Below are 25,577 nucleotides of genomic sequence, written 5' to 3' on the forward strand. Positions count from 1 at the left end.
GTTTTTGACCGTAATACCCCACCCCAACCCTCCCCTTCGCAGGGGAGGGAGCTTTTAAATTCCCGAGGCATAGCAATGAGTCACAAAAACGATAATCAGAACGACGTTTCTTCTTCCCGCCGCAGTTTACTGAAAGGTGTGGGATTGTTAGGCGGGGCATTTGCCCTGGGCGGTGCTGTCACGGCGCAGGCTGAGAAAACACCCGGCGCAAAAAAAGAGTACACGCCAGGCACGGTTTCCCCGGACGAACGCTGGGGCAGGCAACCTTATTACGGCGAGCATCAGGCAGGGATTTTAACGCCACAACAGGCGTCGATGATGCTGGTTTCCTTTGACGTGCTGGCCACCAACAAAGCCGATCTGGAGCGTCTTTTCCGTCTCCTTGATTCACGGTTTGCCTTCCTGACCAAGGGTGGCACCGCACCTTCAATGGATCCGAAATTCCCGCCGATGGATTCCGGCGTGATGGGTGCAGAAATCTACCCGGATAACCTGACCATGACGCTGTCGGTGGGGGATTCCCTGTTCGATGAGCGCTTTGGATTAGCGCCGCATAAGCCGCTGAAATTGCAGCGCATGACGCGTTTCCCGAATGATTCACTGGATGCCACACTCTGTCACGGTGACCTGTCACTGCAAATCTGTGCCAACAACAACGATACGGTGGTGCATGCGTTGCGTGACATCATCAAGTACACACCGGATTTACTCAGCGTGCGCTGGCGTCGTGACGGCTTTATTTCGTCCCACGCAGCGCGCAGTCAGGGCAAAGAAACGCCGATTAACCTGCTGGGCTTTAAAGACGGCACGGCGAATCCTGACTCGAAAGACACACCACTGATGGATAAAACCGTCTGGGTCACCGCCGGTCAGGGCGAACCGGCGTGGACGCTTGGCGGCAGTTATCAGGCCACTCGTCTGATCCCGTTCAAGGTGGAATCCTGGGACCGTACGCCGTTGCAGGAGCAACAGTCTATTTTCGGGCGTAACAAAGCCACCGGCGCACCTTTGGGGATGGAAAAGGAGCACGATGTGCCGGATTACGAAAAAGACCCGGAAGGTAAGACCATCCGCCTTGATTCGCATATCCGTCTGGCGAATCCGCGTACCAAAGCCACCGATGAAAACCTGATGCTGCGCCGTGGCTACAGCTATTCGCTTGGCGTGACCCATTCCGGGCAACTGGAAATGGGGCTGATTTTTGTCTGTTATCAGCATGACCTGGAAAAAGGTTTCCTGACCGTACAGAAACGCCTGAATGGCGAAGCGCTTGAAGAGTATATCCGTCCGAATGGCGGCGGCTTTTTCTTCACGCTGCCGGGGAATAAAGATGAAAGCCACTATCTCGGTCAATCGTTAATCGAAGCGTAACATTGCTCCTCCCCCTGCGAAGGGGGAGAAGCTCAATCCAGAAATCCTTTTTACGCTTCGTTACGCAATTCACCGCCTGTTCATACTCCGCTGCATCCCAAAAAATCTCAGCAATGTCATGATGATAAATCGTCAAACTGATTTATTACGATGCCTGCTCCGAGACTGTTATGACCATCAACCATGCCCGCAGAAAATTACTGATCTTTGGCATCGGACTTTCCCTGACGGCACCACGCCTGTATGCCGCCCAAAAAGCCGTGCGCATTACCATGACATCAGACGCCAGTCAGATTCACCTGGCGTTACCGGCGGCGGATAAATACAGCCGGGTGTTTATGCTCAGTGCGCCGGAAAGAGTGGTGATTGATATGCCGATGGCGTCATTTCCACCGGAACTGGAGCATGCGCTGACGGTGGTCAGGCAGAAATTTTCGTGGATAAAAGAGGGGAGGATTGCTCACTTCAGCCCGCAAGTGGCGCGCATTGTGTTGCAGGTAAACGGTAAACCGCAGATTACGCGCAGCACGGAAAACGGTGTGCTGAACGTGACGATATCCGGAGAAAGCCCTGATGCCGCGATTTTGCCCGTCACCACCGCTGCACCTCGGGCAAAGAAACCGCTGCTGGTGATGATTGATCCGGGGCATGGCGGAAAGGATCCGGGCGCGATCGGCAACGAAGGCACGTATGAAAAACACGTGGTGTTGCACATTGCCAAACGACTGCAAACCTTGCTTGATCAACAGCACGGTATTCAGGCGGTGCTGACGCGCCAGGATGACGTATTTATTCCGCTATATCACCGCGTCAGCCTGGCGCATCAGCATGAGGCAGATCTGTTTATCTCAATTCATGCCGACGGTTTTACCAACGATCAGGTCTCCGGTGCGTCGGTTTTCGCGCTGTCTGAACACGGCGCGGGCAGTGCGATGGCGCGCTATTTGTCGCAAAGCGAAAACAGCGCAGATGTGTTGTATGACAACGATTTTAAAACCGACGATCAATACCTTAAAGAAACGCTGTTTGATCTCGACCAGCACGAAACCATTCATCGCAGCCTGAATTTTGGCCATCATCTGGCGGCAACTATTAGTAAAGTGCATCACATGCACAGTCCGCATCCTGAACAGGCGGGATTTGCGGTACTGAAATCCCCGCGAATTCCTTCCGCGCTGGTGGAGACATCCTTCATCACCAATAAACAGGAAGAAAAATTACTGGGTGAGCCGGTGTTTCAGGAGAAAATGGCGCATGCGCTGGCGGAAGGCATTAACAGTTACTTCATCAATGAAAAGAAAAATAATCTGCTGGGCTGAGAGAAATTCAGCACGATTAAAGAGGATCTGAAAAAGATCCTCATGATCCTATTGACGTCAGCCACAAACTTTTTTACATTTTGGTAACGCAAATGTTTCAGCTGTCATTATACTGACATTTATAAGCGGTAGTTTTCACGAGGTGTACGGCAGGTGCCGTTAATAACACTGCGGGGAGCGCGAATGGTAAAGTCCATGTTTGGGCTGTTGATCGAAAATAACACACTTCTCTCATTCACTCGTTGTTGTCGCTTAAATGCAAACGAGGGCCAGGCTTCCGACTCTCTAATATTTCAACCTTTACTTTCAGCTTTTTCCTACCGCTTGCTGCAAAAAATATCATCCACTCAACCTCAACCCTGTTCTTTAACTGACCCCGTAAATGTTTACCAAAATGATGTGAATATCACTGGCTTTTATTCTGGAATTTTCATTGTATGGGTCAGCGGTTTGTCATTATTGACACTTTTGACAATGCCTCCTCGTGAACAGAAAACAACCAAAAGACTTTCCGTTAATCCCTTTGGTTTCTTTTCCTCTTCACGTTATTCATTGGCTCCACTTGGTCTAAAAGGAGACCAAAACCTCATTTGTTAGTGAAACATAACCGTGCGGGCATTATGCCTTAGCGTTAAGTGAATCAAACTGTAAGGTGCCACTATGGGAAGACAGAAAGCAGTGATCAAAGCTCGTCGTGAAGCAAAACGTGTTATTCGTAGTGATTCACGTAGTCACCGCCAGCGCGAGGAAGAATCTGTGACGTCATTAGTACAGATGGGCGGTTTGGAATCGATCGGCATGGCTCGCGACTCCCGCGATACGTCCGTCATCGAAGCGCGTACTGAAGCTCAAGGTCATTACTTATCAGCCATAGAGAATAAGCAGTTAATTTTTGCCACCGGTGAAGCCGGTTGCGGCAAAACATTTATCAGCGCTGCGAAAGCGGCAGAGGCATTAATTCACAAAGAAATCGACAGGATTATTGTGACGCGCCCGGTATTGCAAGCCGATGAAGATCTCGGTTTCCTGCCCGGTGATATTTCTGAGAAGTTCGCGCCTTATTTCCGTCCGGTCTACGACATTCTGTTACGTCGTCTGGGTTCATCATTCCTGCAATATTGTTTGCGACCGGAAATAGGGAAGGTTGAAATTGCGCCATTCGCTTATATGCGCGGGCGTACTTTCGAAAATGCGGTGGTTATTCTGGACGAAGCGCAGAATGTCACGGCCAGCCAGATGAAAATGTTCCTGACCCGTCTCGGTGAAAATGTGACGGTGATTGTTAACGGTGATATTACCCAGTGCGATTTACCACGCGGCGTAGTATCGGGGCTCAGCGATGCAATGTCTCGCTTCGAAGAAGACGAGATGATTGGCATCATTGAATTTGGCAAAGAGGACTGCGTGCGTTCAGAGCTGTGTAAACGCACTCTCCACGCCTACTCTTAATTCTCCCATCCCTCCCATGAAAAAGGCCGCTCAGTTGAGCGGCCTTTCTTTTTATCATTCTTCATTCAATCAAAATCATTTGGGTTGTATCAGGGCGGCAACCCGAAGGATGAATATTTAAAGCATAATTAGCATCATGTAGGCGCAGAAGAGGGCCAGATGCGCGGTACCGTTTAATACATTGGTACGGCCGGTGGAGAATGAAATCTGGCACAAGATCAGCACCGCCAGCATCACCACAATATTCGCCGGATCCAGGCCGAAAATCAGATCCTGACCTGTCAGGGTGGCGATGACGGTCACCGCCGGTACGGTCAGTGAAATCGTCGCCAGCACGGAGCCGAAGAACAAATTCATGGCGCGCTGTACCTGATTTTTCAGTACCGCTTTCAGTGCGCCCAGACCTTCCGGTGAAAGGATCAGTAACGCGACCAGGAAGCCGGTGAACTGCGCAGGAGCATTCAGTTCGGTCAGCAGGCTTTCCAGCGGATTGGCGTTGAACTTGGTCACTGCGATAACCAGCACCAGATGGACAATCAGCCAGAGCGTATGCGTCAGGTTACTTTTCGAAGACGGTTTTCCGTGTCCGTCTTCTTCGCCTTCATCTTCATGCTCGTAAATAAACAGGCTCTGATGGGTCTTGGTCTGGATAAGCAAAAATACGCCGTACATGGCGGCTGAAATCATCGCGACAAACAACGCCTGTAGCGTCGAGAAATTGCCCGCCGGCAATGCGGCAGGCAGCACCAGCACAATCACCGCCAGCGGGAATATCGCCATCAGGTACTGTTTGATCCCACCGAGATTCACATATTGTGTCGCAAATTTGCGCCCGCCCAACAGCAGGGCAACGCCAACCAGACCGGCGGTAACAATCATGATGATCGAGAACAACGTGTCACGCATCAGCGCGGGGGCGGCGTCGCCGGTCGCCATCAGGGCCGAAATCAGGCTGACTTCGAGGATGACCACTGAAAGGCTGAGGATCAACGACCCGTAAGGTTCGCCAAGACGATGTGCCAGTACGTCGGCATGACGCACCACGCTGAAGGCGCTGGCGAGGATACCGACCAGCGCGATTAAATTGATACCGACAACCGAGGCAAAGTTACTGCTGTTGCCCCAGAGGATGAGAACGATAAGTGCAGCGATGGGAAAAACCAGGGAGTATTCCTGATGGCGGGTTTTGATTTTTGGATGTTCCTGTGAAGACACCATGATGATTATTCTCCTTATAAACGCTCACGTAATAACAACCGCCTGTCTGTCAGTTGTCAGAAAAATGCCTGGCAGCATAAAGGTCTAACCTGTTAAGTATAGTAGATAAATTAATCTATTAACAGGATAAAGTCATTGTTAATGCATAAAAAATGACATATCAATTGTTTATCAGGGAATAATCTGAATTAACCAGCAATAAACACCCTAATAATTCGTTTTGTTAAAATATTAAGTCATTTAAAAACAATGCATTATATCGCTATTGTAGTAATATGGCGATTATGCTTCAGTTTATGTAAATCATCAGGATACCCACACAATTTAATGGAGGAAATGTGCAGTCAGCGGCCCGATAACGAGAATAATCTGGCAGCGTCCTTTGAGGGTAGCAGCTAGACTTTATCCTGTGCGCAGACGCCGCACATAAAAAATATCAATGCGATGAACGCTATGAAAAAGGAGACGACTATGCCTTATCAGAACCGCTCAGCGTTGCCTGAATCCGTGCGCAATGTGCTTCCTGCCCATGCGCAGGATATCTATAAGGAAGCGTTTAACAGCGCCTGGGATGAGTATAAAAAACCTAAAGACCGGCAGGGCGATGACTCGCGTGAGGAAACAGCGCATAAAGTTGCCTGGGCCGCTGTGAAACATGGGTATAAAAAAGGAGATGACGATAAGTGGCATCCTAAGAAATCCTGATATGAATGGCAGGTGAGGGCGATCCCGCGCCTGCCAGAAGGTCTGCCCGGCCTCCGGGTTCCCGCTGTTTTTGTTTTATTCCCTCCCTAAATATCAACATTCATGCAATGTTCATAAAATAATCACTTTATTTTCGTTTTGTGATCGCTCTCAACCTTGATTGCAACGAAAGAAACGAATAAGGTTTCATTCAGCAGGGGTATACGAAACTTCCTAATAAATTTGCCCCGTGGCCTGAAGCTCAGGCGAAAACTGTCCGATAGCGTTATTAAATGAAACTCACGATAACGGAGAACACAGCGTTAACAGCATGGCATGTTCAAAAGTAAGTCGTACCGAAGGGGGAATGAATGTTAACTCGAGATTTCCTGCGTAACGCAGATTGCAAAACAGCATTCGGCAGCATTGATGAGTCGATGCTACTGACCCCTGAACAGCGCGCAGCCTCTCTGAGCTGCACGCTGGCGCGTCGCCCCGACAACAGCCCGGTCTGGATTTTTGGTTACGGTTCACTGATGTGGAACCCGGTTTTTGACTCGGAAGAGGCGCGACCCGCCACATTGCACGGTTATCATCGTGCCTTCTGTTTACGCCTGACCTCCGGGCGTGGCACCCATGCGCAACCTGGCCGCATGCTGGCGCTGCGGGATGGCGGAAAAACCACCGGTCTGGCGTTCCGTCTGCCGGAAGACACACTTCTCGATGAACTCGAATTGCTGTGGAAGCGTGAAATGCTGACCGGCTGTTATCGTCCGACCTGGTGCGAACTGAATCTCGACGATGGCCGCAAGGTGACGGCGCTGGTGTTCATTATGGATCCCTCGCACCCGCAATATGAGGCCGATACCGATTATCAGGTTATCGCGCCACTGATTGCGCAGGCCAGCGGCCCGCTCGGAACCAATGCACAATATCTGTTTGCCCTGGAAAAAGAGCTGAACAACTACGGCATGCGTGATGACTGCATGAGTGAACTGGTCAAACAGGTACGAATGCTGTTGTCCGTTTCTCCCGGTTTTGATGTGCCGGGGCTGAGCTAAGACCCGCATCTCCGGGCTGTGCGGGGTCTTCCGTGCAGCCCGCTTCCCTTAACACCCCCCTGGTTTACGTGCTATTCATTCCCACATCCCTTCAGCGGGTATTTCCCTGTGATTTGTACAGTAACAATCCCCCGCCAGACCGCATTCCGACGCTTTAATAACCAATCAGATAACGTTATGCAAAATTCGCATAACGATAGTATTTATCAGACTTTCTGGTAGGTTGAAGAAACTTTACACTCAACAAAACTTTAGCAATTTCGCTACCTTGGAGAGTCTGACCTGATGAAAGCTTTATTACCGTCCGTCCTGTTTACGGCTATTGCGGCTACTTTCTCTGCGCAGGCTGCCACGCCGCCGGATACTTTGGTTATCGCGCAATCCATTGATGACACCTCCAGTTTTGATCCGGCGCAGGGCTTCGAACTGACCACGGTTCAGGCTTTCAATAATATTTATCAGCGTCTGGTGCAGTCTGACCCGAACAACCCGATCGATTTAAAACCGACGCTGGCGGCCTCCTGGGAAACAGGTAAAGATAACCGCAGCCTGACCTTCACGCTGTCACCGAAAGCCACCTTTGCCAGCGGCAATCCGCTGACAGCCGATGATGTGATTTTCTCGTTATCGCGTGTGGTGAAGCTGAATCTCGAACCTTCGTTCATTCTGACGCAACTGGGCTGGACCGATAAAAATGTCGATACCTTCCTGACTAAAATCGATGATCAGCATGTGAAAGTCAGCTGGACCGCCGATGTCAGCCCGTCATTCGTGTTGAGCCTGCTGTCGGCGCCGGTATCTTCTATCGTTGACAGCAAACTGGTGAAAGCTAACGCCACTGCTGACGACCTGGGTCATCAGTGGCTGAGCAACCATTCTGCCGGTTCCGGCCCGTATCAGATCCGCAACTACATTCCGCATGAAGTGGTGATTCTGTCTGCGAATCCGACTTCGCCGGAAGGCGCGCCGAAGCTGAAAACCATTCTGATCAAAAACGTCCCGGATCCTGCCGCACGCCGCTTGCTGATCGAGCAGGGGGATGCCGATATGGCGCGTAATCTCGGTTCTGACCAGATGGCCGCACTCGCCGGCAAAAAAGGCGTTAAGCCTCTGGCGATCCCGTATGCCTCGCTGTACTTCATGCAGTTCAACGCCAAAGCTTCTCCGGCGTTGGGTAATCCTGCGTTCTGGGAAGCGGCCCGTTACCTGTTCGATTACAACCACATTGCGCACGACCTGATGAAAGATCAGTTCCAGGTGCATCAGGCCTTCCTGCCGGAAGGTTATCTGGGCGCGCTGAATGACACGCCATACACCTATGATCCGGCGAAAGCCAAAGCGATTCTGGCAAAAGCCGGGCTGACCAACGTCAGCTTCACGCTGTCTACCGCCAATCAGCCGCCGTACCTGGACATCGCCCAGGCGTTGCAGGCCAGCTTCGCGCAGGGCGGCGTAACGGTGAAACTGGATCCGGGTTTAAGCTCGCAGATCTCCACCAAAGTGAAATCACACAATTACGATGCGTATATGTCTTCGTGGGGACCGGATTACTTTGACCCGAACACTAACGCTTCGGCGTTTGCTTTCAACCCGGAAGATGGCAGCAAAACGCTGGCATGGCGGGCGAACTGGTCCATTCCGGCGCTCAATAAACTGACACTGGCCGCGATTGCGGAACCGGATCAGGCCAAACGCGTGGCGGATTACCGTCAGTTGCAACTGGAAGTACAGAAAAACTCACCGTTCGTGATTGGCCTGCAAGCGAAAAGCCTGATTGCCGTACGCGACAACATCAAAGGTTACGTGCAGGGCATCAACCCTGACATGGTCTTCTACAGCAAGGTCACCAAGTAATGACAGACAGTTCAACACCCGCCGGATTCGTCCGGCAGGGTTGGCGCTGGTCAGGCCGTTTGCTGACTGGCGTGATTTCGCTGGCGCTGACATTGCTCGGCCTGCTGGCGTTTACTTTTACGCTTTCCCATCTCGCCCCGATTGACCCGACATTGCAGGTGGCGGGCGATCACGCCAGCGAAGCCACCTATGCGCAGGTGCGCCGCGATTTAGGTCTCGATCAGTCGGTGCCGGTGCAGTTTGTCCGTTATCTGGAAAGTCTGGCGCACGGCGATATGGGTATCTCCCGCATCACCGCGCAGCCGGTCGCCAGCGATTTGATGCGCACCTTCCCGGCAACGGTCGAACTGGCGACCTGTGCGATCCTGCTTGGCGGCACACTCGGCATTCTGCTGGCGCTGCTGGCGGTGTGGAAACCGGGAAGCTGGCTGGATAACGTTGCGAGAATGGTGTCGCTGCTCGGTTATTCTGTACCGATTTTCTGGCTGAGCCTGCTCGGCCTTTTGCTGTTTTACGCGGTGCTGCATTGGGCGGGCGGGCCGGGACGGCTTGATGACCTGTATATGTACACCATGACGCCGCGCACCGGTTTTGTGCTGATTGATACCTGGCTTTCCGGCGACCGTGAAATGTTCTACAACGCCATCAGCCACTTATGGTTGCCGGTAACGGTGCTGGCGATGTTGTCGATGGCGGGCATTACGCGCCTTCTGCGTGCGTCGATGCTCGGCGAAATGAACAAAGAATATGTGATTCTGGCGCGCTCGAAAGGCGCGGGCAGGGTACGTGTATTGCTGTGTCACGTTTTCCCGAATGTGCTCGGCACGCTGATCACCGTGCTGACGCTTTCCTACGCCAGCCTGCTGGAAGGGGCGGTGCTGACGGAAACGGTGTTTGCCTGGCCGGGCGTTGGACGTTATCTGACCACCGCGCTGTTCGCCGCGGATACCCCGGCAATTCTTGGCGCTACGCTGCTGATCGGCACCTGCTTTGTGCTGCTTAATGCGCTGGCTGACGCCCTTACTTATCTGCTCGATCCGCGAACCCGGTAGTTTCTATGACTCAAATGATCCCTGAACAACCCACGCAGGTTGAGGCGGAAGCCGAAACCTCCGTCTGGAAACCGGCCCGGCGCATCACCACGTTTTCCGTGGGGCTGGTGCTGGTCGCTATTCTGGTACTGACCGCGCTGCTCGCACCGTGGCTGGCGCCGTTTGACCCGAACATTCAACACATCGAGCTGCGTCTGCTGCCGCCATCGGAAACCCACTGGCTGGGCACCGACGGTTTTGGCCGTGATTTGCTCTCGCGTGTGGTGTATGGCGCGCGCCCGACGCTGTTGCTGGTGTCACTGATCCTGGTACTGACCATTCCGGTTGGCCTGCTGATCGGTATCAGCGCCGGTTACATTGGCGGCTGGTATGAACGCATTGTGATGCGACTGACCGATATTGTGATGTCCTTGCCCAGTCTGGTCATGGCGCTGGCGCTGGTGGCTATTCTCGGCCCCGGTCTGATGAACGGTGCACTGGCTCTGGCTTTCACCAGCTGGCCGCCGTTTGCGCGACAGGCGAGGGCCGAGACACTGGCACTTCGCCGCAGCGATTATCTGGCGGCGGCACGCATGCAGGGCATCGGCGGGTTGCGACTGATGTTCGGCCACATTTTGCCGCTGTGCCTGCCCAGCGCCGTGGTGCGGGCGGCGCTCAGCCTCGGCGGCATCATTCTGGCCTCTGCCGGTCTGGGCTTTCTCGGCATGGGCATTCAGCCACCGACGGCTGAATGGGGCTCGATGGTTGCCGAAGGCAGCAAAGTCATTTTCGATCAGTGGTGGGTCGCCGCTGCACCGGGCGGGGCGATTCTTTTCGCCAGCCTGGCTTTCAATCTGCTGGGCGATGGCCTGCGTGACAAAATGGATCCACGACATGGCAACTGACTTTTTATATAAAGACAAATCAAATAGCGACCAACTGGTCGCGAAAGATATGACCATTTACCTGCCGGGTGAACGTCCGCTGGAACTGGTGAAATCCCTGTCATTCAGCGTCGGACAGGAACGTGTGGCGCTGGTCGGCGAGTCCGGATCCGGCAAATCCCTGACCGCCCGCGCGCTGATGGGGTTGCTGCCACATCCGTGCAAGCTGCGCGCGTCACAACTGACGCTGGGTGATAACGATCTGACCACACTCAAAGAACGTGAGTGGAGCACGCTTCGCGGTAACCGCGTATCGATGGTCATGCAGGATCCGAAACATGCGCTGAATCCGACGCAGAAAATCGGCAAACAGGTGGAAGAACCGCTGCGTTTGCACACCCGTCTTGGCCGCAAGGAGCGTCAGGAAAAGGTCACCGAGATGCTGAATGCGGTCGGTCTGCCGAATCCGGCTTTCCTGCAACAGCAGTATCCGCATCAACTTTCCGGCGGGATGGGGCAGCGCGTGATGCTGGCGATTGCACTGATCAACGATCCACAATGGCTGATTGCCGACGAACCCACTTCCGCGCTGGATTTCGACATGCGTGAGCAGGTTCTGGGGCTGATTGAGCGTTTAGTCGAACAGCGAAATATGGGGCTGATCCTCATCAGTCACGACCTGCAACAGGTCGCCCGCTATTGTGAACGTGTGCTGGTGATGTACAAAGGCGAACTGCTCGATGAGCTTGCAGCCGATCAGCTGGCGAACGCTACACATCCTTATACGCATACACTCTGGTCATGCCGTCCGAGCAAATTTACCCACGGTGAACGCCTGCCGGTGCTGGATCGCGCGCTGCTGGCCTCTTTAAAACAGGAGCCGCGCCATGAGTGAGATTATTGCTGAACTGCATCAGCTGAGCGTGTCGCATCGTCAGGGTTACGAAACCCGCACGGTGGTACATAACGTCAACCTGACTATCAACAAAGGCGAATGCTTCGGGCTGGTCGGGCCGTCCGGTTGCGGTAAATCCTCGCTGCTGTGGGTGCTGGCGGGCCTGAACGGACACTGGGACGGCAGCCTGACGTTGCTTGATCATCAGGTGAAACCCGGTAAACCTTTTACCGGTAGCCTGCGCCGCGACGTGCAGATGGTTTTTCAGGACCCTTATGCCTCGCTGCACCCGAAACACAAGCTGCTGCGCACGCTGGCAGAGCCGCTGAAAATCCTCAAAGAGCAGGATATCGAACAGAAAATTGCCGAAGGTTTTCGCCAGGTCGGGCTGGATCCGGCGCTGATGAACCGCTATCCGCATCAGCTTTCCGGTGGCCAGCGTCAGCGCGTGGCAATTGTCCGCGCACTCCTGCTCAAACCGAAACTGCTGCTGCTTGATGAACCGACGTCTGCCCTCGATATGTCTGTACAGGCGGAAATTCTCAATTTACTCAACGACCTGAAAGCCAGCAGCGACCTGACCATGATTCTGGTCAGCCACGATGCGGATGTGATTGACCATATGTGTGATCGTGCGGTGCATATGGCGAAGGGTTACGTCTTGACGTAGTCCTTCCCCTTCGCAGGGGAGGGAGCTGGGAAATGCTTAATCTAATTAATTAAATAACAAAGCTTTATTTCATTGTTCGGGCCTTGCCGCTGCACCTCTACACTCGGAAAAACTGTCTTTTCACCTGTGGAGATCGACCTCAATGAAAGTACGTGTTCCTTCCCTGTTATTTCTGCTCATGATGGCGGCAACCCGTGTGGATGCGGCGACACCTGCGGATACGCTGGTGGTAGCCGGTTCGCTCGAAGGTATTATCAGCCTGGATCCGGCGGAGAGTTTTGAAACCGTCAGTTCCGGCAATCTGGTTAACCTGTATCAGCAACTGGTGGTTTCAAACCGTCAGCACCCCGATCAACTCGACCCGGACGCCGCCGCCAGCTGGCAGCCAGGGCCTGACGCGCACAGCCTGATTTTCACCCTTAAGCCGGGGCAGAAGTTTGCCAGCGGCAATCCGCTGACCGCTGACGACGTGATTTATTCCTTTAGTCGCGTGGTCAAACTCAATAAAAGCCCGTCGTTTATTCTCGGCGAACTGGGCTGGACACCAGAAAATGTCGACGGCAATCTGAAAAAACTGTCGGACGATAAAGTGCAACTGAGCTGGCCTGCGGATATCGGCAGTGGTCTGGTGCTGAGCATTTTATCCGCGCCGGTGGCAGGCATTGTTGACAGCAAGCTGTTGAAAGAACATGTCGATCAGAACGATTTCGGCAACAGCTGGCTGCGTTCACGTTCAGCAGGCAGCGGTGCCTTTGAAGTGCGTAACTATGTGCCTCACGAAGCGCTAATCTTCAAACGTAACCCGAATGCCAAACCGCTGGCGAAGCTGGAAAACGTCCTCTTTAAAAATGTCGGTGATCCTTCTACCCGCCGTCTGCTGGTACTTAATGGTGATGCTGACGTGGCATACGATTTAGGTGCGGATCAGTTCAGCTCGCTGCAAAAAGAAAAGGGTGTACATGTCGCCCAGTTCCCGGCGGCGAAAGTGTTCTATCTGGCGTTTAACGTCGGCGATACCACCCAACCGGCGCTGGCGAATCCCGCACTCTGGGAGGCTGCCCGCTGGCTGGTAGATTACCAGGGTATTTCAACCGATCTGCTCAAAGGCCAGTACGGCATTCATCAGACTTTCCTGCCGGACGGTTTAGCCGGTGCCATTGACGATCAGCCGTTCAAATACGACGTAGCGAAAGCCAAAGCCATTCTCAGCAAAGGCGGCATTGCACCGGGGACTAAAATCGATTTAATCGTGATTAACCAGCCACCTTATTCCGATATCGCGCAGGCGTTGCAGGCCAGCTTTGCCAAAGCCGATATCAATTTAGTGGTGCATCCGTTGGTGGAAAGCGATGTGCTGACCCGCATGCGCGCGCATAAATTCCAGTCGATCTTCACTTACTGGGGTGCGGATTACCTCGACCCGAACACCAACGCCAGTACCTTTGCCTATAACGTGCCGAACGGCCCGAAAACACTGGCGCAGCGTATTCAGTGGGTGATCCCGGAAATCAGCAAACAAACCCGCGCAGCGGCGGCGGAATCTGACCCGACCAAACGCAAGGCGCTGTATGCAGATTTGCAGCGTGAGTTGCAGAAAAACTCACCCTTTGTGGTGGCGTTGCAAAGCAAGTTGCTGGTGGCCATCCGCGATAACGTGAAAGGTGCGAGCCAGAATGTGGCGGGGAGCCAGTTGTATCTGGATACGGTGAGTAAGGAATAAGAGGGGCTTTATCATCCCTTCTTCTCAAGTCATGACCCCGGGCCACCGGTCTCGGGGTCGCTCCTGTCAGCAGGTTCCTGAACGCGCCATTGAGGCTTGTCTGCTGCAGGATTTTCATGACTTTTTCATAAAATCTTTCAGATGGGCGACTTTGTTAATGTCATCCATCAGGCGCGGGTTATTGCGCACTTCCCAAATATCGACATTGGTTTGCAGGTTTAACCAAAACTCGACAGAGGTCTCAAATGTCTTTGCCAGCCGGAAGGCAATATCAACGGTCAGTTTGCGGTTGTTATTCACCAGCGCGCTGATGGTATTGCGGTGAACATTCAGCATGTCGGCGAGATCGTTGATCCGCAGGCCTGCAGGCTCGAGAAATTCGTAAAGTAAAATATCACCAACGGTAGCGGGTTTACGTGTGGTCACAGCCATACGATGTTCCTTCTGGTATGTCTTCATTAACATCAAAGCGAATATGCTCATAATTACCGGTAACTCCTGTAACCGTGGGGATCTAAATACAGGCCATGTGCTTTTCCTTCCCGCCAGTAAAAAATCAGACGGTACTGCTCATTCACCCTGATCGATGAAAATCCCTTTAACGGGGGGGCCAGATCTTCATAGCGATTGCCCGGGGGCCAGAGTAAATCGCGATAATCCATTGCGGCATTGATCATATCCAGCTTCCTTTCCAGAGCAGTTGCCAGCGTCCAGGGTATTTTGCGATGGGGAGTGGCGAAGTGGAAAAAGTCTTCCAGCCATTGATCGCGGAAACTGCTTATCCTGAGCATATCGTTCATGAGATGAACCCATCCTGATTTTTAAGGTGGGGCACCGAAGCCTTGTTGCACTGTGCTTCGGTGCATAAATTAACAGAGTCTTTTGCCGTTGTATAGGGGTTGTTCTCCCGGGAACGAACGTGACTTTAATGCTTCATGCATTTAGCGAAAGCGGTTGTTTAGGATTTTGCAGGATGTTTTCCAGAGAATTTGCATCGTCCGACAGAGGGGACGGCATAAGTGCGGCAAAGCGCGCAGAATGTTTACGCTGCATTGGCAGCGTAGTGACCGCGCTTTTTCACCGTGGCGGCGGCACAGGCGGGGGACAACAATTTTCGATTTTAAGCCACGCCCCGGGTTGCGTCGGGCTGATGAGCATGATAATGATTTCCATCGGTATTCTGCCTGTCACTGTTTTCGACCACTGAGATCTTATGAGCCTGAAAGCTTTCAACCCTGACGTCCTGCAAAAGAGTGATCTGATTAACCTGCTGATCGCCATTCCCGCCGGGATTATTGCCGCGCTGGTGACAATCGCTTTTCGCGGGGCGATTTCGGGCATTAACGGCCTGATGTTCACCGATGGCAGCGACATCACCAAAGCTTTCAATGAATATCCCAAAATTGTCTGGCCGCTGATCACCACAGCCGGCGGCGTCATTGCCGGTTTTATCCTGATCCTGGCGCTGCGCTACGAAAACAAGCACGGCAAAATGCCGGATTATCTGGATGTTATCGATCAGCGTCTGCCGGGCATTCCGGTGGTCAGTACCGCGCTGCGCGGGCTGTCGTCGCTTGCCAGTATTGCCAGCGGTGGTTCAATCGGTCGCGAAGGGGCAATGGTGCAGTTATCCGCGCTGAGCGGCAGTCTGCTCGGGCGTTTTTCGCGTTTCAAAGGTGTACATCAGTCAGATATTATCGCCATGGCCGCCGCGGGCGGACTGGCGGCGGTGTATCACGCCCCGTTTGCCGGTGCGCTGTTTGTGGCGGAAATCGCCTTTGGTGTGACCGCAGTTCAGCGCCTGATCCCGTTGTTTATCTCGGCGTCGGTCGCGGTGCTTACTGTCCGTTCTCTGACCGATTACGCGCCACTGTATCTGTATTCTTCCGCCTCTTTCAGCCCGTCTTTCGGCGCGATTTTCACCGTGCTGATTATCGGCATGGCGACGGGGATTCTCGGGCCGCTATTCATCTCATCAATCGATAAAGTCCGTCAGTGGATGAAACCCATCTCGCATCCCGCGCTGCGCCTGGGGCTCGGCGGGCTGGGCGTCGGACTGGTGGCAATGATTTCGCCGCTGGTGCTGGGTAACGGTTTTGAGGTGATTGATTTAATCCTCAATAACGGCGATTTACAGACGTCGTTACTGGTGCTGCTGATCCTGAAAATTGTCGCTACGGCGATCACCATCGGGTCCGGTGCGGTCGGCGGGTTGTTTACGCCGTCGTTACTGATTGGTGCGGCGGGCGGGGCGCTGGTGTGTACTTTCCTGCAATGGCTGGGGTTCGATCCCGGTCCGGTCGGTTTATATGCCGCGATCGGCATGAGCGCATTGCTGGCGGCGACCAGTCATGCGCCGCTGATGTCGATCATGATGGCGTTTGAAATGACCCTCAACAGTTCGCTGCTGTTCCCGCTGATGCTGGCGACGGCGATTTCTTATGTCGTGGCCTCACGCCTGAAGGTCGGTGGCACGTATCCGGTGCTGACACGTCATAACGCGCGGTTCGCGGCGAAAAATGCCTTTGAATACAGTACGGTGGCGTCACTGATTTCGCCATGTTCGAAAATGTATGTTGATGCCTCGCTGTCTGAAGTGGTCAGCGAAGGGCTGAAACAGCGCACGCGATATGTGTACGTGGTGGACAGGGAGGAGCGTTTTCTCGGCGTAGTGCCGACCAATGTGGTGGCAGCAGGGCTTATCGATGGCAGCGTGAAATCCGGCAGCCCGATTGGCCCGTTTATCGAGCAGGAATTCACGACGATTTTCCAGCAGGCCAGTTACGAACAGGCGTGGGCGATGTTCAGCAATTCGCCGCTTGAACGTTTACCGGTGCTGGAAAACGCTGAATCCCGCCGTCTGCTGGGGGTGATCACCAAAGCCTCGCTGCTGAATAAAGCCAAAGATTTCCTGTAGTTGTTGTGCGGTTCGCGGCCGTCAGCCGTCGTCGCGATGCCTTAATGCATACCAGCCCGCCAGCAGGGTAAACACGCCGACAATCATCACCAGCAAAATAAAACCGTGATGATTGCTGGCAAGCGGAATGCCCCCGACGTTCATGCCAAAGAAACCGGCCACAATATTGATCGGCAGCGCCAGCACGGTGATCACGGTCAGCACATACAGCGTGCGGTTGCTTTGCTCCATCTGGCGTGAAGTGATTTCTTCCTGCAATAACCGGATGCGTTCGGTCAGCGCGATAAGGTCATTGAGCACCACAGAAAATTCCTCGGCAAACTGCCGTAAATCCTGGACCACAGCGGGAGCTATCCAGGTAGGAGGGCGGTTCAGCAGGCGGAAAAGTGCAGTCGGTTCCGGTGCCAGTAAACGCTGAAACCGCAGCAGCATCCGGCGCAGACGCCCCAGATCGGCGCGGTTCTTTTTCACGTGATGGCTCAGGAGTCGCTCTTCGATGGTGTCCACGTACTGATTGGCCCGACGCACAATGTGTTCCAGTAAATCTTCCTGTTCTTCTAAAAGATGCACCAGCAGCGCGGTGGGCGTGCTGATGTTCAGGTGCTCCAGTCGTTTGAATAATTGCTCGATCAGCCTGACCGGTTTATGACGTGCCGTGACCACCAGTTGCTGATGGCAACTGAGCCACAGCGTCGAAGCTTCATCACTGGTTTCATCCGGGCGAAAAATCACATCGTTGAGCACCGCCAGCAGCGTGTCATCGAGCCGTTCAATGCGCGTGCTGCGCGAGCCTTCGCGGATTTCCTCGAAAAACACCTCGCCGACGCCAAAATGCTTTTTCAGCCATTTTTCTGACATGGCATGATTGAGATTGACGTGGATCCAGACGAATCCTTTGTCGTGGCAAATCTGCTGCCAGGCTTCCTGAACCTGTTGTGAAGAAACACGTTCGGCAGGGCGGTTTGGACGAAAAACGAAGCCGTAAATCATTCCGGTGACTTCATCGTTGAAATTGAGTACGGCGGGTTTTTCTGTCGGCATGTCGGATTTCTGGTGACCAAAGCAGGTGGCACCATTACGCCAGACATCGGCGTAAATACAATAACCTCCCGTCTAATTTCACAATACTGTCACATTCAAACAGCCTTACCCCCAATTTTCCGTCAGATGACGTCACTCCCTCCTTTTTGTTTTATTTACGAAATTATGGCCAATAAATCATAAGCTTAACTCCGTTTAAATTTGTACCTCTTTGGGAGTATCTGGCGTTATGTAAATAAATACATGACGCAAAGGCGTTGATCGCAATCAAGTAGACGGCTCCCGCGCGTGCATACCCTGAGCCCATATTGAGCAATGTAGTTGTATTCCCCGCCATTCACATAATGACAAAGCGCAAATAAGCCTTTGCACAGGAGAGTTCCGGATGAGCAAGTTTCTTGACCGGTTTCGCTATTTCAAACAGCTAGCTGAACCTTTTGCTGACGGCCACGGCCAGACGCTGAATACCAATCGCGACTGGGAAGATGGTTACCGCAGCCGCTGGCAGCATGACAAAGTGGTCCGTTCCACGCATGGTGTGAACTGCACCGGTTCATGTAGCTGGAAGATTTACGTCAAAAACGGTCTGGTGACCTGGGAAACTCAGCAAACTGATTATCCGCGCACCCGTCCGGACTTGCCAAACCACGAGCCGCGCGGCTGTCCGCGTGGTGCCAGCTATTCCTGGTATCTCTACAGTGCCAACCGGCTGAAATATCCGCTGATGCGCAAAAAGCTGATCCAGTTATGGCGCGAGGCCAAACTGAATTACAGCGATCCGGTCGATGCCTGGGGCTCGATTGTGAATCAACCGGAAAAAGCCAAAGAATACAAAGCAGCACGTGGTCGCGGTGGTTTTGTGCGTTCAAGCTGGCAGGAAGTGAATGAGTTGATCGCCGCCTCCAACGTGTATACCGCCAAAACCTTCGGCCCGGACCGTATTATCGGTTTCTCGCCAATTCCGGCGATGTCGATGGTGTCTTACGCTTCCGGCGCGCGTTATCTTTCTTTGATCGGCGGCGTTTGTCTGAGTTTCTACGACTGGTATTGCGATTTGCCACCGGCTTCTCCGCAGACGTGGGGCGAGCAGACGGATGTCCCTGAATCGGCTGACTGGTACAACTCTTCGTATATTATCGCCTGGGGCTCCAACGTTCCGCAGACCCGTACGCCGGATGCCCACTTCTTTACCGAAGTGCGTTACAAAGGCACCAAAACCGTCGCGATTACGCCGGATTACGCTGAAATCGCCAAGATTTGTGACCAGTGGCTGGCACCGAAACAAGGTACCGACAGCGCGCTGGCGCTGGCAATGGGCCATGTGATCCTCAAATCCTTCCACATCGACAATCCAAGTCAGTATTTCACTGACTACGTGCGCCGCTACACCGATATGCCGATGCTGGTGATGCTTGAACCGCGTGAAGACGGTTCTTATGCGGCAGGCCGTATGTTGCGTGCCTCTGATCTGGTGGACAATTTGGGTCAGGAAAATAACCCGCAGTGGAAAACCATCGCCTTCGACGAAAACACCGGCGAACTGGTCTCGCCGTTGGGTTCGATCGGTTACCGCTGGGGTGAAAAAGGCAAGTGGAATCTGGAATCCCGCGAGGGGCAAGACGGTAAAGACGTCAACCTGAAGCTGAGCCTGCTTGATGATCATGATGAGGTCGTTAATGTTGGCTATCCGTATTTTGGCGGCGCGGTCAGTGAGCATTTCAACAGCGTGGCGCTGGATGAAATTCTGATGCACAAATTGCCGGTCAAACGCCTGCAACTGGCAGATGGCAGTACCGGTCTGGTGGCCAGTGTTTACGACCTGACACTGGCGAACTACGGCATTGAGCGCGGTCTGAATGACGAAAACTGCGCGCAAGGCTATGACGAAATCAAAGCCTACACGCCAGCCTGGGCAGAAAAAATCACGGGTGTTTCTCAGCAAAACATCGGGCGCATCGCGCACGAATTTGCCGATAACGCCAACAAAACCCATGGCCGTTCGATGATTATCGTCGGTGCCGGGATGAACCACTGGTATCACCTCGACATGAACTACCGCGGCCTGATCAACATGCTGATCTTCTGCGGTTGCGTCGGTCAGAGTGGTGGCGGCTGGGCACACTATGTCGGGCAGGAAAAACTGCGTCCGCAAACCGGCTGGCAGCCGCTGGCGTTTGGTCTGGACTGGCAGCGTCCACCGCGCCAGATGAACAGCACCTCGTTCTTCTATAACCATTCCAGCCAGTGGCGTTACGAAACCGTCGCGCCGCAGGAGTTGTTGTCGCCGCTGGCGGATAAATCCAAATTCACCGGCAGCATGATCGACTACAACGTGCGCGCCGAGCGTATGGGCTGGCTGCCGTCTGCGCCGCAGCTCAACGTTAACCCGCTGCACATTGCACAACAGGCAAAGGCCGCCGGTTTATCGCCGGCAGATTTCACCGTGGCAGCCCTGAAAGACGGCAGCGTGCGTTTCGCGGCTGAACAGCCGGACAATCCGCAAAACTTCCCGCGCAACCTGTTCGTCTGGCGCTCCAATCTGCTGGGTTCTTCCGGTAAAGGCCACGAGTACATGCTGAAGTATCTGCTGGGCACCGAACACGGTATTCAGGGTGATGATTTAGGCATTCAGGGCGGCGTGATGCCGGAAGAAGTCGAATGGCAGGCGCAGGGCGGCGAAGGCAAACTGGATCTGGTGGTGACGCTTGATTTCCGTATGTCCAGCACCTGTCTGTATTCCGACATCGTGCTGCCAACCGCCACCTGGTACGAAAAAGACGACATGAATACCTCGGATATGCATCCGTTTATTCATCCGCTGTCCGCGGCTGTTGATCCGGCCTGGGATTCAAAAAGTGACTGGGAAATCTACAAAGGTATCGCCAAAGAATTCTCCCGCGTATGCGTCGGCCATCTGGGTGTCGAAACCGATATGGTGACGTTGCCTATCCAGCATGATTCCGCCGCTGAACTGGCGCAGCCGTTTGGTGTGGAAGACTGGAAAAAAGGCGAATGTGAGCTGATCCCGGGGCGCACCGCCCCGCATCTGATGGCCGTTGAACGCGATTATCCGAACACCTATGAGCGTTTCACTTCCGTCGGTCCGTTGCTGGAAAAACTCGGTAACGGCGGTAAAGGCATTAGCTGGAATACAGACAGCGAAGTCGATTTGCTAAAAAAACTGAACTACACCAAAGCGGATGGCGTGGCGAAAGGCCAGCCGATGATCAACACCGCGATTGATGCAGCCGAAGTCATCCTGACGCTGGCACCGGAAACCAACGGTCAGGTGGCGGTGAAAGCCTGGGCAGCGCTGAGCCAGAATACCGGCCGCGACCACAGGCATCTGGCGCTGAATAAAGAAGACGAGAAAATCCGCTTCCGCGATATTCAGGCGCAGCCGCGCAAAATCATCTCCAGCCCGACATGGTCTGGTCTGGAAGATGAACACGTTTCTTACAACGCCTGTTACACCAACGTGCACGAGTTGATTCCATGGCGCACGCTGTCCGGCCGTCAGCAGATTTATCAGGATCACGCGTGGATGCGCGCCTTCGGTGAAAGCCTGCTGGTGTACCGTCCGCCAATCGACACCCGCGCGGCGCAACCGTTGCTGAATGCGAAGCCGAACGGTAATCCGGAAATGGCGCTGAACTTCCTGACGCCGCACCAGAAATGGGGTATTCACTCCACCTACAGCGACAACCTGCTGATGCTGACCTTAGGTCGCGGCGGTCCGATTGTCTGGCTGAGTGAAGACGATGCGACAAAACTGGGTATCGAGGACAACGACTGGATCGAAGCGTTTAACGCCAACGGCTCACTGAGCGCCCGTGCGGTGGTCAGCCAGCGTGTACCGGCGGGGATGACCATGATGTATCACGCACAGGAACGCATCGTGAATATTCCGGGATCCGAAATCAGCCAGCAGCGCGGCGGTATTCACAACTCCGTTACCCGCGTTTGCCCGAAACCGACTCACATGATCGGCGGTTACGCGCAACTGGCCTACGGCTTCAACTACTACGGCACAGTCGGTTCTAACCGCGATGAATTCGTGATTGTGCGCAAAATGAACCGCATCGACTGGTTAGACGATGAAGGCAATGACTACGTGCAGGACGCCGTGCAACAGGAGAAAGCCAAATGAAAATTCGTTCACAAGTCGGCATGGTGCTGAATCTCGACAAATGCATTGGCTGCCACACCTGTTCCGTGACCTGTAAAAACGTCTGGACCAGCCGTGAAGGGATGGAATACGCGTGGTTCAATAACGTGGAAACCAAACCGGGTCTGGGTTATCCGCACGACTGGGAAAACCAGGAAAAATGGAAGGGCGGCTGGATCCGCAAAATCAACGGCAAACTGCAGCCGCGTATGGGTAACAAAGCCAACCTGCTGCATAAAATCTTCGCCAACCCGCATATGCCGGAAATCGATGATTATTACGAACCGTTTGATTTTGATTATCAGCATCTGCACACCGCGAAAGACGGTAAACATCAGCCAGTGGCGCGTCCGCGCTCGCTGCTGACCGGCAAACGCATGAAGAAAATTACCGGCGGCCCGAACTGGGAAGACGATCTGGGCACTGAGTTCAGCAAACGTTCTGCCGATCAGAACTTCGCCAACATGCAGAAAGAAATGTACGGCGAGTTCGAAAATACCTTTATGGCCTACCTGCCACGTCTGTGCGAACACTGCCTGAACCCGGCCTGTGTGGCGACCTGTCCGAGCGGTGCGATTTATAAGCGCGGCGAAGACGGCATCGTACTGATCGACCAGGACAAATGCCGTGGCTGGCGCATGTGCCTGACCGGTTGCCCGTACAAAAAAATCTACTTCAACTGGAAAAGCGGCAAGTCAGAAAAATGTATTTTCTGTTATCCGCGCATCGAAGCGGGCCAGCCAACGGTGTGTTCCGAAACCTGCGTCGGCCGCATCCGCTATCTCGGCGTGGTGTTGTATGACGCCGACCGTATCGGCGAAGCCGCGTCGGTTGAAAACGAGAAAGACCTGTACGAAAGCCAGATGAGTATCTTCCTCGATCCGAACGATCCTGAAGTGATGGCGCAGGCCGAAAAAGACGGTATTCCGCTGTCGGTAATGGACGCCGCGCGTCAGTCGCCGGTCTACAAAATGGCGATCGAATGGAAGCTGGCGCTGCCGCTGCATCCTGAATATCGCACGTTGCCGATGGTCTGGTACGTGCCGCCGCTGTCTCCGATTCAGTCTGCCGCCGATGCCGGTGCGTTACCGCACAGCGGCGTGCTGCCGGACGTCGAAAGCCTGCGTATTCCGGTGGAATATCTGGCGAACCTGCTGACCGCAGGGGACACCGCACCGGTGCTGCGCGCCCTGAAACGTATGCTGGCGATGCGTCATTTCAAACGTGCGGAAACCGTTGATGGCGTAACGGACACCAGCGCGCTGGAACAGGTCGGATTGTCTGCGGCACAGGCCGAAGAAATGTACCGCTATCTGGCGATTGCCAACTACGAAGATCGTTTCGTGGTGCCATCCAGCCATCGTGAACAGGCGCGTGAAGCCTTCCCGGAAGCCAAAGGTTGTGGTTTCAGCTTCGGCGACGGCTGCCACGGCAGCGACAGCAAATTCAACCTGTTCAACAGTAAACGCATCGATGCCATCGACATCGGCGCGAAAACCGAAAGGAACCGCTGATGAACAGTTTACGACTGACAGGCTTACTGCTTGATTACCCGTCCGAAGAGTTGTGGCAACACCAGCCGGAACTGCTGGAAGCGGTGGCAGAGTCTCCGGAACTGACTCAGGAGCAGCGTCTTGATCTGGCGCTGTATATCACGGCGTTCTGTAAGCAGGATTTGCTGGATGCACAATCGGCGTATACCGGTTTGTTCGATCGTGGTCGCGCCACCTCGCTGCTGCTGTTTGAACATGTGCACGGCGAATCCCGTGACCGTGGTCAGGCGATGGTCGATCTGATGGGGCAATACCGTGAAGCCGGGCTGGAAATCGACAGCCGTGAGCTGCCGGATTATCTGCCACTGTATCTGGAATACCTGACCACGCGTGATGAAAATCAGGCGCGGGAAGGGCTGCGTGACATCGCACCGATTCTGGCGTTACTCAGCGCCCGTATGCAGGAGCGGGACAGTCATTACGCTGAATTGTTTGATCTGCTGCTGGCGCTGTCCGGCAGTGATATCGCGACCGAAACGGTGCGCGAAGGCATCAGACAGGAAGCCCGTGATGACACACCCGCCGCGCTGGATGCGGTATGGGAAGAGGAGCAAATCAAGTTCCTCGGCGAGCAAAGTTGTGCGTCGGGCGATGAGACTGCGCACCAGAAACGTTTCGCTGGTGCGGTCGCACCACAGTATCTGAACCTTGATGAAATGCCTGCGGGGGAACCACGCAAATGACCGACTTCCTCAACAACTTCTTTTTCAATATCTATCCCTACCTGTGCGGCACGGTATTTCTGGTCGGCAGCTGGTTGCGTTACGACTATGGCCAGTACAGCTGGCGCGCCGGTTCCAGCCAGTTGCTGGAGAAAAAAACGCTGCGTATCGCCTCGCCTTTGTTCCACGTCGGTATTCTCGGTATTTTCGCAGGACATGCCTTCGGTATGCTGACGCCGCACTGGATGTATGAATCCTTTCTGCCGGTGCCGGTGAAACAGCAGATGGCAATGTGGGCGGGTGGTGCCTGTGGCCTGATGACCCTGATCGGCGGCGGCATGCTGGTGTGGCGTCGTCTGAGCAACGAGCGCGTGCGGGCGACCTCCAGTTTTGGTGACATCATGATCATCATTCTGCTGGTGGTTCAATGTGCCCTCGGGCTGAGTACCATCCCGTTCTCCGCGCAGCATATGGACGGCAGTGAAATGATGAAACTGGTTGGCTGGGCGCAGTCCGTGGTGACCTTCCGTGGCGGTGCGGCAGCGCATCTGGATGGCGTGGCGTTTATCTTCCGCGTGCATCTGGTGCTGGGGATGACGCTATTCCTGCTGTTCCCGTTCTGCCGCCTGGTGCATATCTGGAGCGCGCCAGTGGAATATCTCACCCGCCGTTATCAGCTGGTGCGTAATCGTCGCTGATTGACCTGCATGATTGTGATCTGGCAATTTTGACATAAAAACGAAGGGCGCTATTATGCGCCCTTATCTTTATTTTATTGCTCAAGGACGCATCTGATGGCCACCCCAAGACAACCTATGACCGTAGCCCGCCGTTTACTTCGCAACAGCCTGATCTTGCTGGTTATCGGCATTGTTGCCACCATCCACGGTTTAGTGGTCGGCAGCCCTGAAACTCCGCCAGGAGAAATGGCACCGCAACTGATGCTCGGCATCTGGTTTATCTTTATCGGCTGCGTGATGGCGCTGATCAGCTGGTTAGTTATCCGTAACAAAAAGAAAAAAGGCGAACTCTGATCTTTCGCCCCATACCGCATCAGCGCTCATCAGGGCGCTTTTTTTA

The 25,577-nt window shown here is 53.9% G+C and carries 22 protein-coding genes; 18 read left to right on the top strand and 4 right to left on the bottom strand.

Annotated elements, in window-relative coordinates; all coding sequences use genetic code 11:
* The first annotated feature begins 75 nt into the window (after positions 1-75).
* From efeB to phoH, 4 genes are all read left to right on the top strand, one after another.
* The gene (gene efeB / locus AACU55_RS14750; protein WP_037034421.1) at positions 76-1,371 is read left to right on the top strand and encodes an iron uptake transporter deferrochelatase/peroxidase subunit; all 1,296 of its coding nucleotides are present in this window, start codon (positions 76-78) and stop codon (positions 1,369-1,371) included.
* 170 nt (positions 1,372-1,541) lie between these two features.
* Positions 1,542-2,690: an N-acetylmuramoyl-L-alanine amidase gene (locus tag AACU55_RS14755; protein WP_134705627.1), complete on the top strand. Its 1,149-nt coding sequence runs from the start codon at positions 1,542-1,544 to the stop codon at positions 2,688-2,690.
* Between the two features lie 183 nt (positions 2,691-2,873).
* On the top strand, positions 2,874-3,287 hold the full coding sequence (locus tag AACU55_RS14760) for a hypothetical protein (protein ID WP_126124939.1): 414 nt from the start codon (positions 2,874-2,876) through the stop codon (positions 3,285-3,287).
* A 63-nt stretch (positions 3,288-3,350) separates the two neighbouring features.
* Positions 3,351-4,139: a phosphate starvation-inducible protein PhoH gene (gene phoH / locus AACU55_RS14765; RefSeq protein WP_013575764.1), complete on the top strand. Its 789-nt coding sequence runs from the start codon at positions 3,351-3,353 to the stop codon at positions 4,137-4,139.
* 117 nt (positions 4,140-4,256) lie between these two features.
* On the opposite strand, the gene chaA is transcribed toward phoH, so the two are convergent.
* Positions 4,257-5,357 carry a sodium-potassium/proton antiporter ChaA gene (gene chaA / locus AACU55_RS14770; protein ID WP_013575763.1) on the bottom strand — a complete coding sequence of 367 codons (1,101 nt, stop codon included), beginning with the start codon at positions 5,355-5,357 and terminating at the stop codon, positions 4,257-4,259.
* A gap of 471 nt (positions 5,358-5,828) precedes the next feature.
* Between chaA and chaB the strand changes: the two genes are divergently transcribed.
* The 8 genes from chaB (at position 5,829) to AACU55_RS14810 (ending at position 14,156) form a co-directional block, all read left to right on the top strand.
* A complete protein-coding gene (gene chaB / locus AACU55_RS14775; protein WP_013575762.1) occupies positions 5,829-6,062 on the top strand; it encodes a putative cation transport regulator ChaB in 234 nt (77 codons plus the stop codon).
* 350 nt (positions 6,063-6,412) lie between these two features.
* Positions 6,413-7,102, top strand: a complete 690-nt coding sequence (locus AACU55_RS14780) for a gamma-glutamylcyclotransferase (RefSeq protein WP_013575761.1) — start codon at positions 6,413-6,415, stop codon at positions 7,100-7,102.
* 285 nt (positions 7,103-7,387) lie between these two features.
* Entirely contained in the window at positions 7,388-8,956 is a 1,569-nt protein-coding gene (locus tag AACU55_RS14785; RefSeq protein WP_013575760.1) for an ABC transporter substrate-binding protein, read from the top strand.
* Complete coding sequence (locus AACU55_RS14790; protein WP_037034417.1) at positions 8,956-10,008, top strand: ABC transporter permease; 1,053 nt, start codon at positions 8,956-8,958, stop codon at positions 10,006-10,008. Before AACU55_RS14785 ends, AACU55_RS14790 begins: the two co-directional genes overlap by 1 nt.
* 5 nt (positions 10,009-10,013) lie before the next feature.
* The gene (locus AACU55_RS14795; RefSeq protein ID WP_013575758.1) at positions 10,014-10,892 is read left to right on the top strand and encodes an ABC transporter permease; all 879 of its coding nucleotides are present in this window, start codon (positions 10,014-10,016) and stop codon (positions 10,890-10,892) included.
* Positions 10,893-10,941: 49 nt separating this feature from the next.
* Positions 10,942-11,766, top strand: a complete 825-nt coding sequence (locus AACU55_RS14800; protein ID WP_223509804.1) for an ABC transporter ATP-binding protein — start codon at positions 10,942-10,944, stop codon at positions 11,764-11,766.
* Positions 11,759-12,436 (top strand): ABC transporter ATP-binding protein, encoded by a 678-nt coding sequence (locus AACU55_RS14805; RefSeq protein WP_015690031.1) that lies wholly within the window; start codon positions 11,759-11,761, stop codon positions 12,434-12,436. Before AACU55_RS14800 ends, AACU55_RS14805 begins: the two co-directional genes overlap by 8 nt.
* 142 nt (positions 12,437-12,578) lie before the next feature.
* A complete protein-coding gene (locus tag AACU55_RS14810) occupies positions 12,579-14,156 on the top strand; it encodes an ABC transporter substrate-binding protein (RefSeq protein ID WP_037034414.1) in 1,578 nt (525 codons plus the stop codon).
* A 114-nt stretch (positions 14,157-14,270) separates the two neighbouring features.
* Here AACU55_RS14810 and AACU55_RS14815 read toward each other — a convergent pair whose 3' ends face one another.
* Positions 14,271-14,588, bottom strand: coding sequence for a HigA family addiction module antitoxin (locus tag AACU55_RS14815; RefSeq protein ID WP_015690029.1), 318 nt, complete (start codon positions 14,586-14,588; stop codon positions 14,271-14,273).
* 53 nt (positions 14,589-14,641) lie between these two features.
* Positions 14,642-14,956: a type II toxin-antitoxin system RelE/ParE family toxin gene (locus AACU55_RS14820; RefSeq protein ID WP_013575753.1), complete on the bottom strand. Its 315-nt coding sequence runs from the start codon at positions 14,954-14,956 to the stop codon at positions 14,642-14,644.
* 413 nt (positions 14,957-15,369) lie between these two features.
* Here AACU55_RS14820 and AACU55_RS14825 point away from each other — a divergent pair, with 413 nt between their 5' ends.
* Entirely contained in the window at positions 15,370-17,073 is a 1,704-nt protein-coding gene (locus AACU55_RS14825) for a chloride channel protein (protein ID WP_134705628.1), read from the top strand.
* A 21-nt stretch (positions 17,074-17,094) separates the two neighbouring features.
* Here AACU55_RS14825 and AACU55_RS14830 read toward each other — a convergent pair whose 3' ends face one another.
* Positions 17,095-18,114 (bottom strand): transporter, encoded by a 1,020-nt coding sequence (locus AACU55_RS14830; RefSeq protein WP_013575750.1) that lies wholly within the window; start codon positions 18,112-18,114, stop codon positions 17,095-17,097.
* Between the two features lie 385 nt (positions 18,115-18,499).
* On the opposite strand from AACU55_RS14830, the gene AACU55_RS14835 reads away from it, so the two are divergent.
* The 5 genes from AACU55_RS14835 (at position 18,500) to AACU55_RS14855 (ending at position 25,531) form a co-directional block, all read left to right on the top strand.
* Positions 18,500-22,264, top strand: a complete 3,765-nt coding sequence (locus tag AACU55_RS14835; RefSeq protein WP_134705629.1) for a nitrate reductase subunit alpha — start codon at positions 18,500-18,502, stop codon at positions 22,262-22,264.
* A complete protein-coding gene (gene narH / locus AACU55_RS14840) occupies positions 22,261-23,796 on the top strand; it encodes a nitrate reductase subunit beta (RefSeq protein WP_037034411.1) in 1,536 nt (511 codons plus the stop codon). The genes AACU55_RS14835 and narH overlap by 4 nt, the downstream gene beginning before the upstream one ends.
* A complete protein-coding gene (gene narJ, locus AACU55_RS14845; protein WP_013575747.1) occupies positions 23,796-24,518 on the top strand; it encodes a nitrate reductase molybdenum cofactor assembly chaperone in 723 nt (240 codons plus the stop codon). The genes narH and narJ overlap by 1 nt, the downstream gene beginning before the upstream one ends.
* The gene (gene narI, locus AACU55_RS14850; protein ID WP_013575746.1) at positions 24,515-25,195 is read left to right on the top strand and encodes a respiratory nitrate reductase subunit gamma; all 681 of its coding nucleotides are present in this window, start codon (positions 24,515-24,517) and stop codon (positions 25,193-25,195) included. Before narJ ends, narI begins: the two co-directional genes overlap by 4 nt.
* Before the next feature lie 96 nt (positions 25,196-25,291).
* Positions 25,292-25,531, top strand: coding sequence for a hypothetical protein (locus tag AACU55_RS14855; protein WP_013575745.1), 240 nt, complete (start codon positions 25,292-25,294; stop codon positions 25,529-25,531).
* The last annotated feature ends 46 nt before the right edge of the window (positions 25,532-25,577 follow it).

The sequence above is a fragment of the Rahnella sp. CJA17(1/100) genome (assembly GCF_963881615.1).
GTDB lineage: Bacteria > Pseudomonadota > Gammaproteobacteria > Enterobacterales > Enterobacteriaceae > Rahnella > Rahnella aceris.

What these genes read in the sequence shown, in the direction of transcription:
- AACU55_RS14755 (WP_134705627.1), top strand. Translation starts at nt 1,542, where the DNA reads ATGACCATCAACCATGCCCGCAGAAAATTACTGATCTTTGGCATCGGA.
- AACU55_RS14760 (WP_126124939.1), top strand. Translation starts at nt 2,874, where the DNA reads ATGGTAAAGTCCATGTTTGGGCTGTTGATCGAAAATAACACACTTCTC.
- efeB (WP_037034421.1), top strand. Translation starts at nt 76, where the DNA reads ATGAGTCACAAAAACGATAATCAGAACGACGTTTCTTCTTCCCGCCGC.
- AACU55_RS14800 (WP_223509804.1), top strand. Translation starts at nt 10,942, where the DNA reads ATGACCATTTACCTGCCGGGTGAACGTCCGCTGGAACTGGTGAAATCC.
- AACU55_RS14855 (WP_013575745.1), top strand. Translation starts at nt 25,292, where the DNA reads ATGGCCACCCCAAGACAACCTATGACCGTAGCCCGCCGTTTACTTCGC.
- AACU55_RS14785 (WP_013575760.1), top strand. Translation starts at nt 7,388, where the DNA reads ATGAAAGCTTTATTACCGTCCGTCCTGTTTACGGCTATTGCGGCTACT.
- phoH (WP_013575764.1), top strand. Translation starts at nt 3,351, where the DNA reads ATGGGAAGACAGAAAGCAGTGATCAAAGCTCGTCGTGAAGCAAAACGT.
- AACU55_RS14795 (WP_013575758.1), top strand. Translation starts at nt 10,014, where the DNA reads ATGACTCAAATGATCCCTGAACAACCCACGCAGGTTGAGGCGGAAGCC.
- AACU55_RS14790 (WP_037034417.1), top strand. Translation starts at nt 8,956, where the DNA reads ATGACAGACAGTTCAACACCCGCCGGATTCGTCCGGCAGGGTTGGCGC.
- AACU55_RS14825 (WP_134705628.1), top strand. Translation starts at nt 15,370, where the DNA reads ATGAGCCTGAAAGCTTTCAACCCTGACGTCCTGCAAAAGAGTGATCTG.
- narI (WP_013575746.1), top strand. Translation starts at nt 24,515, where the DNA reads ATGACCGACTTCCTCAACAACTTCTTTTTCAATATCTATCCCTACCTG.
- AACU55_RS14810 (WP_037034414.1), top strand. Translation starts at nt 12,579, where the DNA reads ATGAAAGTACGTGTTCCTTCCCTGTTATTTCTGCTCATGATGGCGGCA.
- narJ (WP_013575747.1), top strand. Translation starts at nt 23,796, where the DNA reads ATGAACAGTTTACGACTGACAGGCTTACTGCTTGATTACCCGTCCGAA.
- chaB (WP_013575762.1), top strand. Translation starts at nt 5,829, where the DNA reads ATGCCTTATCAGAACCGCTCAGCGTTGCCTGAATCCGTGCGCAATGTG.
- AACU55_RS14805 (WP_015690031.1), top strand. Translation starts at nt 11,759, where the DNA reads ATGAGTGAGATTATTGCTGAACTGCATCAGCTGAGCGTGTCGCATCGT.
- AACU55_RS14820 (WP_013575753.1), bottom strand. Translation starts at nt 14,956, where the DNA reads ATGAACGATATGCTCAGGATAAGCAGTTTCCGCGATCAATGGCTGGAA.
- narH (WP_037034411.1), top strand. Translation starts at nt 22,261, where the DNA reads ATGAAAATTCGTTCACAAGTCGGCATGGTGCTGAATCTCGACAAATGC.
- AACU55_RS14780 (WP_013575761.1), top strand. Translation starts at nt 6,413, where the DNA reads ATGTTAACTCGAGATTTCCTGCGTAACGCAGATTGCAAAACAGCATTC.
- AACU55_RS14830 (WP_013575750.1), bottom strand. Translation starts at nt 18,114, where the DNA reads ATGCCGACAGAAAAACCCGCCGTACTCAATTTCAACGATGAAGTCACC.
- AACU55_RS14835 (WP_134705629.1), top strand. Translation starts at nt 18,500, where the DNA reads ATGAGCAAGTTTCTTGACCGGTTTCGCTATTTCAAACAGCTAGCTGAA.
- chaA (WP_013575763.1), bottom strand. Translation starts at nt 5,357, where the DNA reads ATGGTGTCTTCACAGGAACATCCAAAAATCAAAACCCGCCATCAGGAA.
- AACU55_RS14815 (WP_015690029.1), bottom strand. Translation starts at nt 14,588, where the DNA reads ATGGCTGTGACCACACGTAAACCCGCTACCGTTGGTGATATTTTACTT.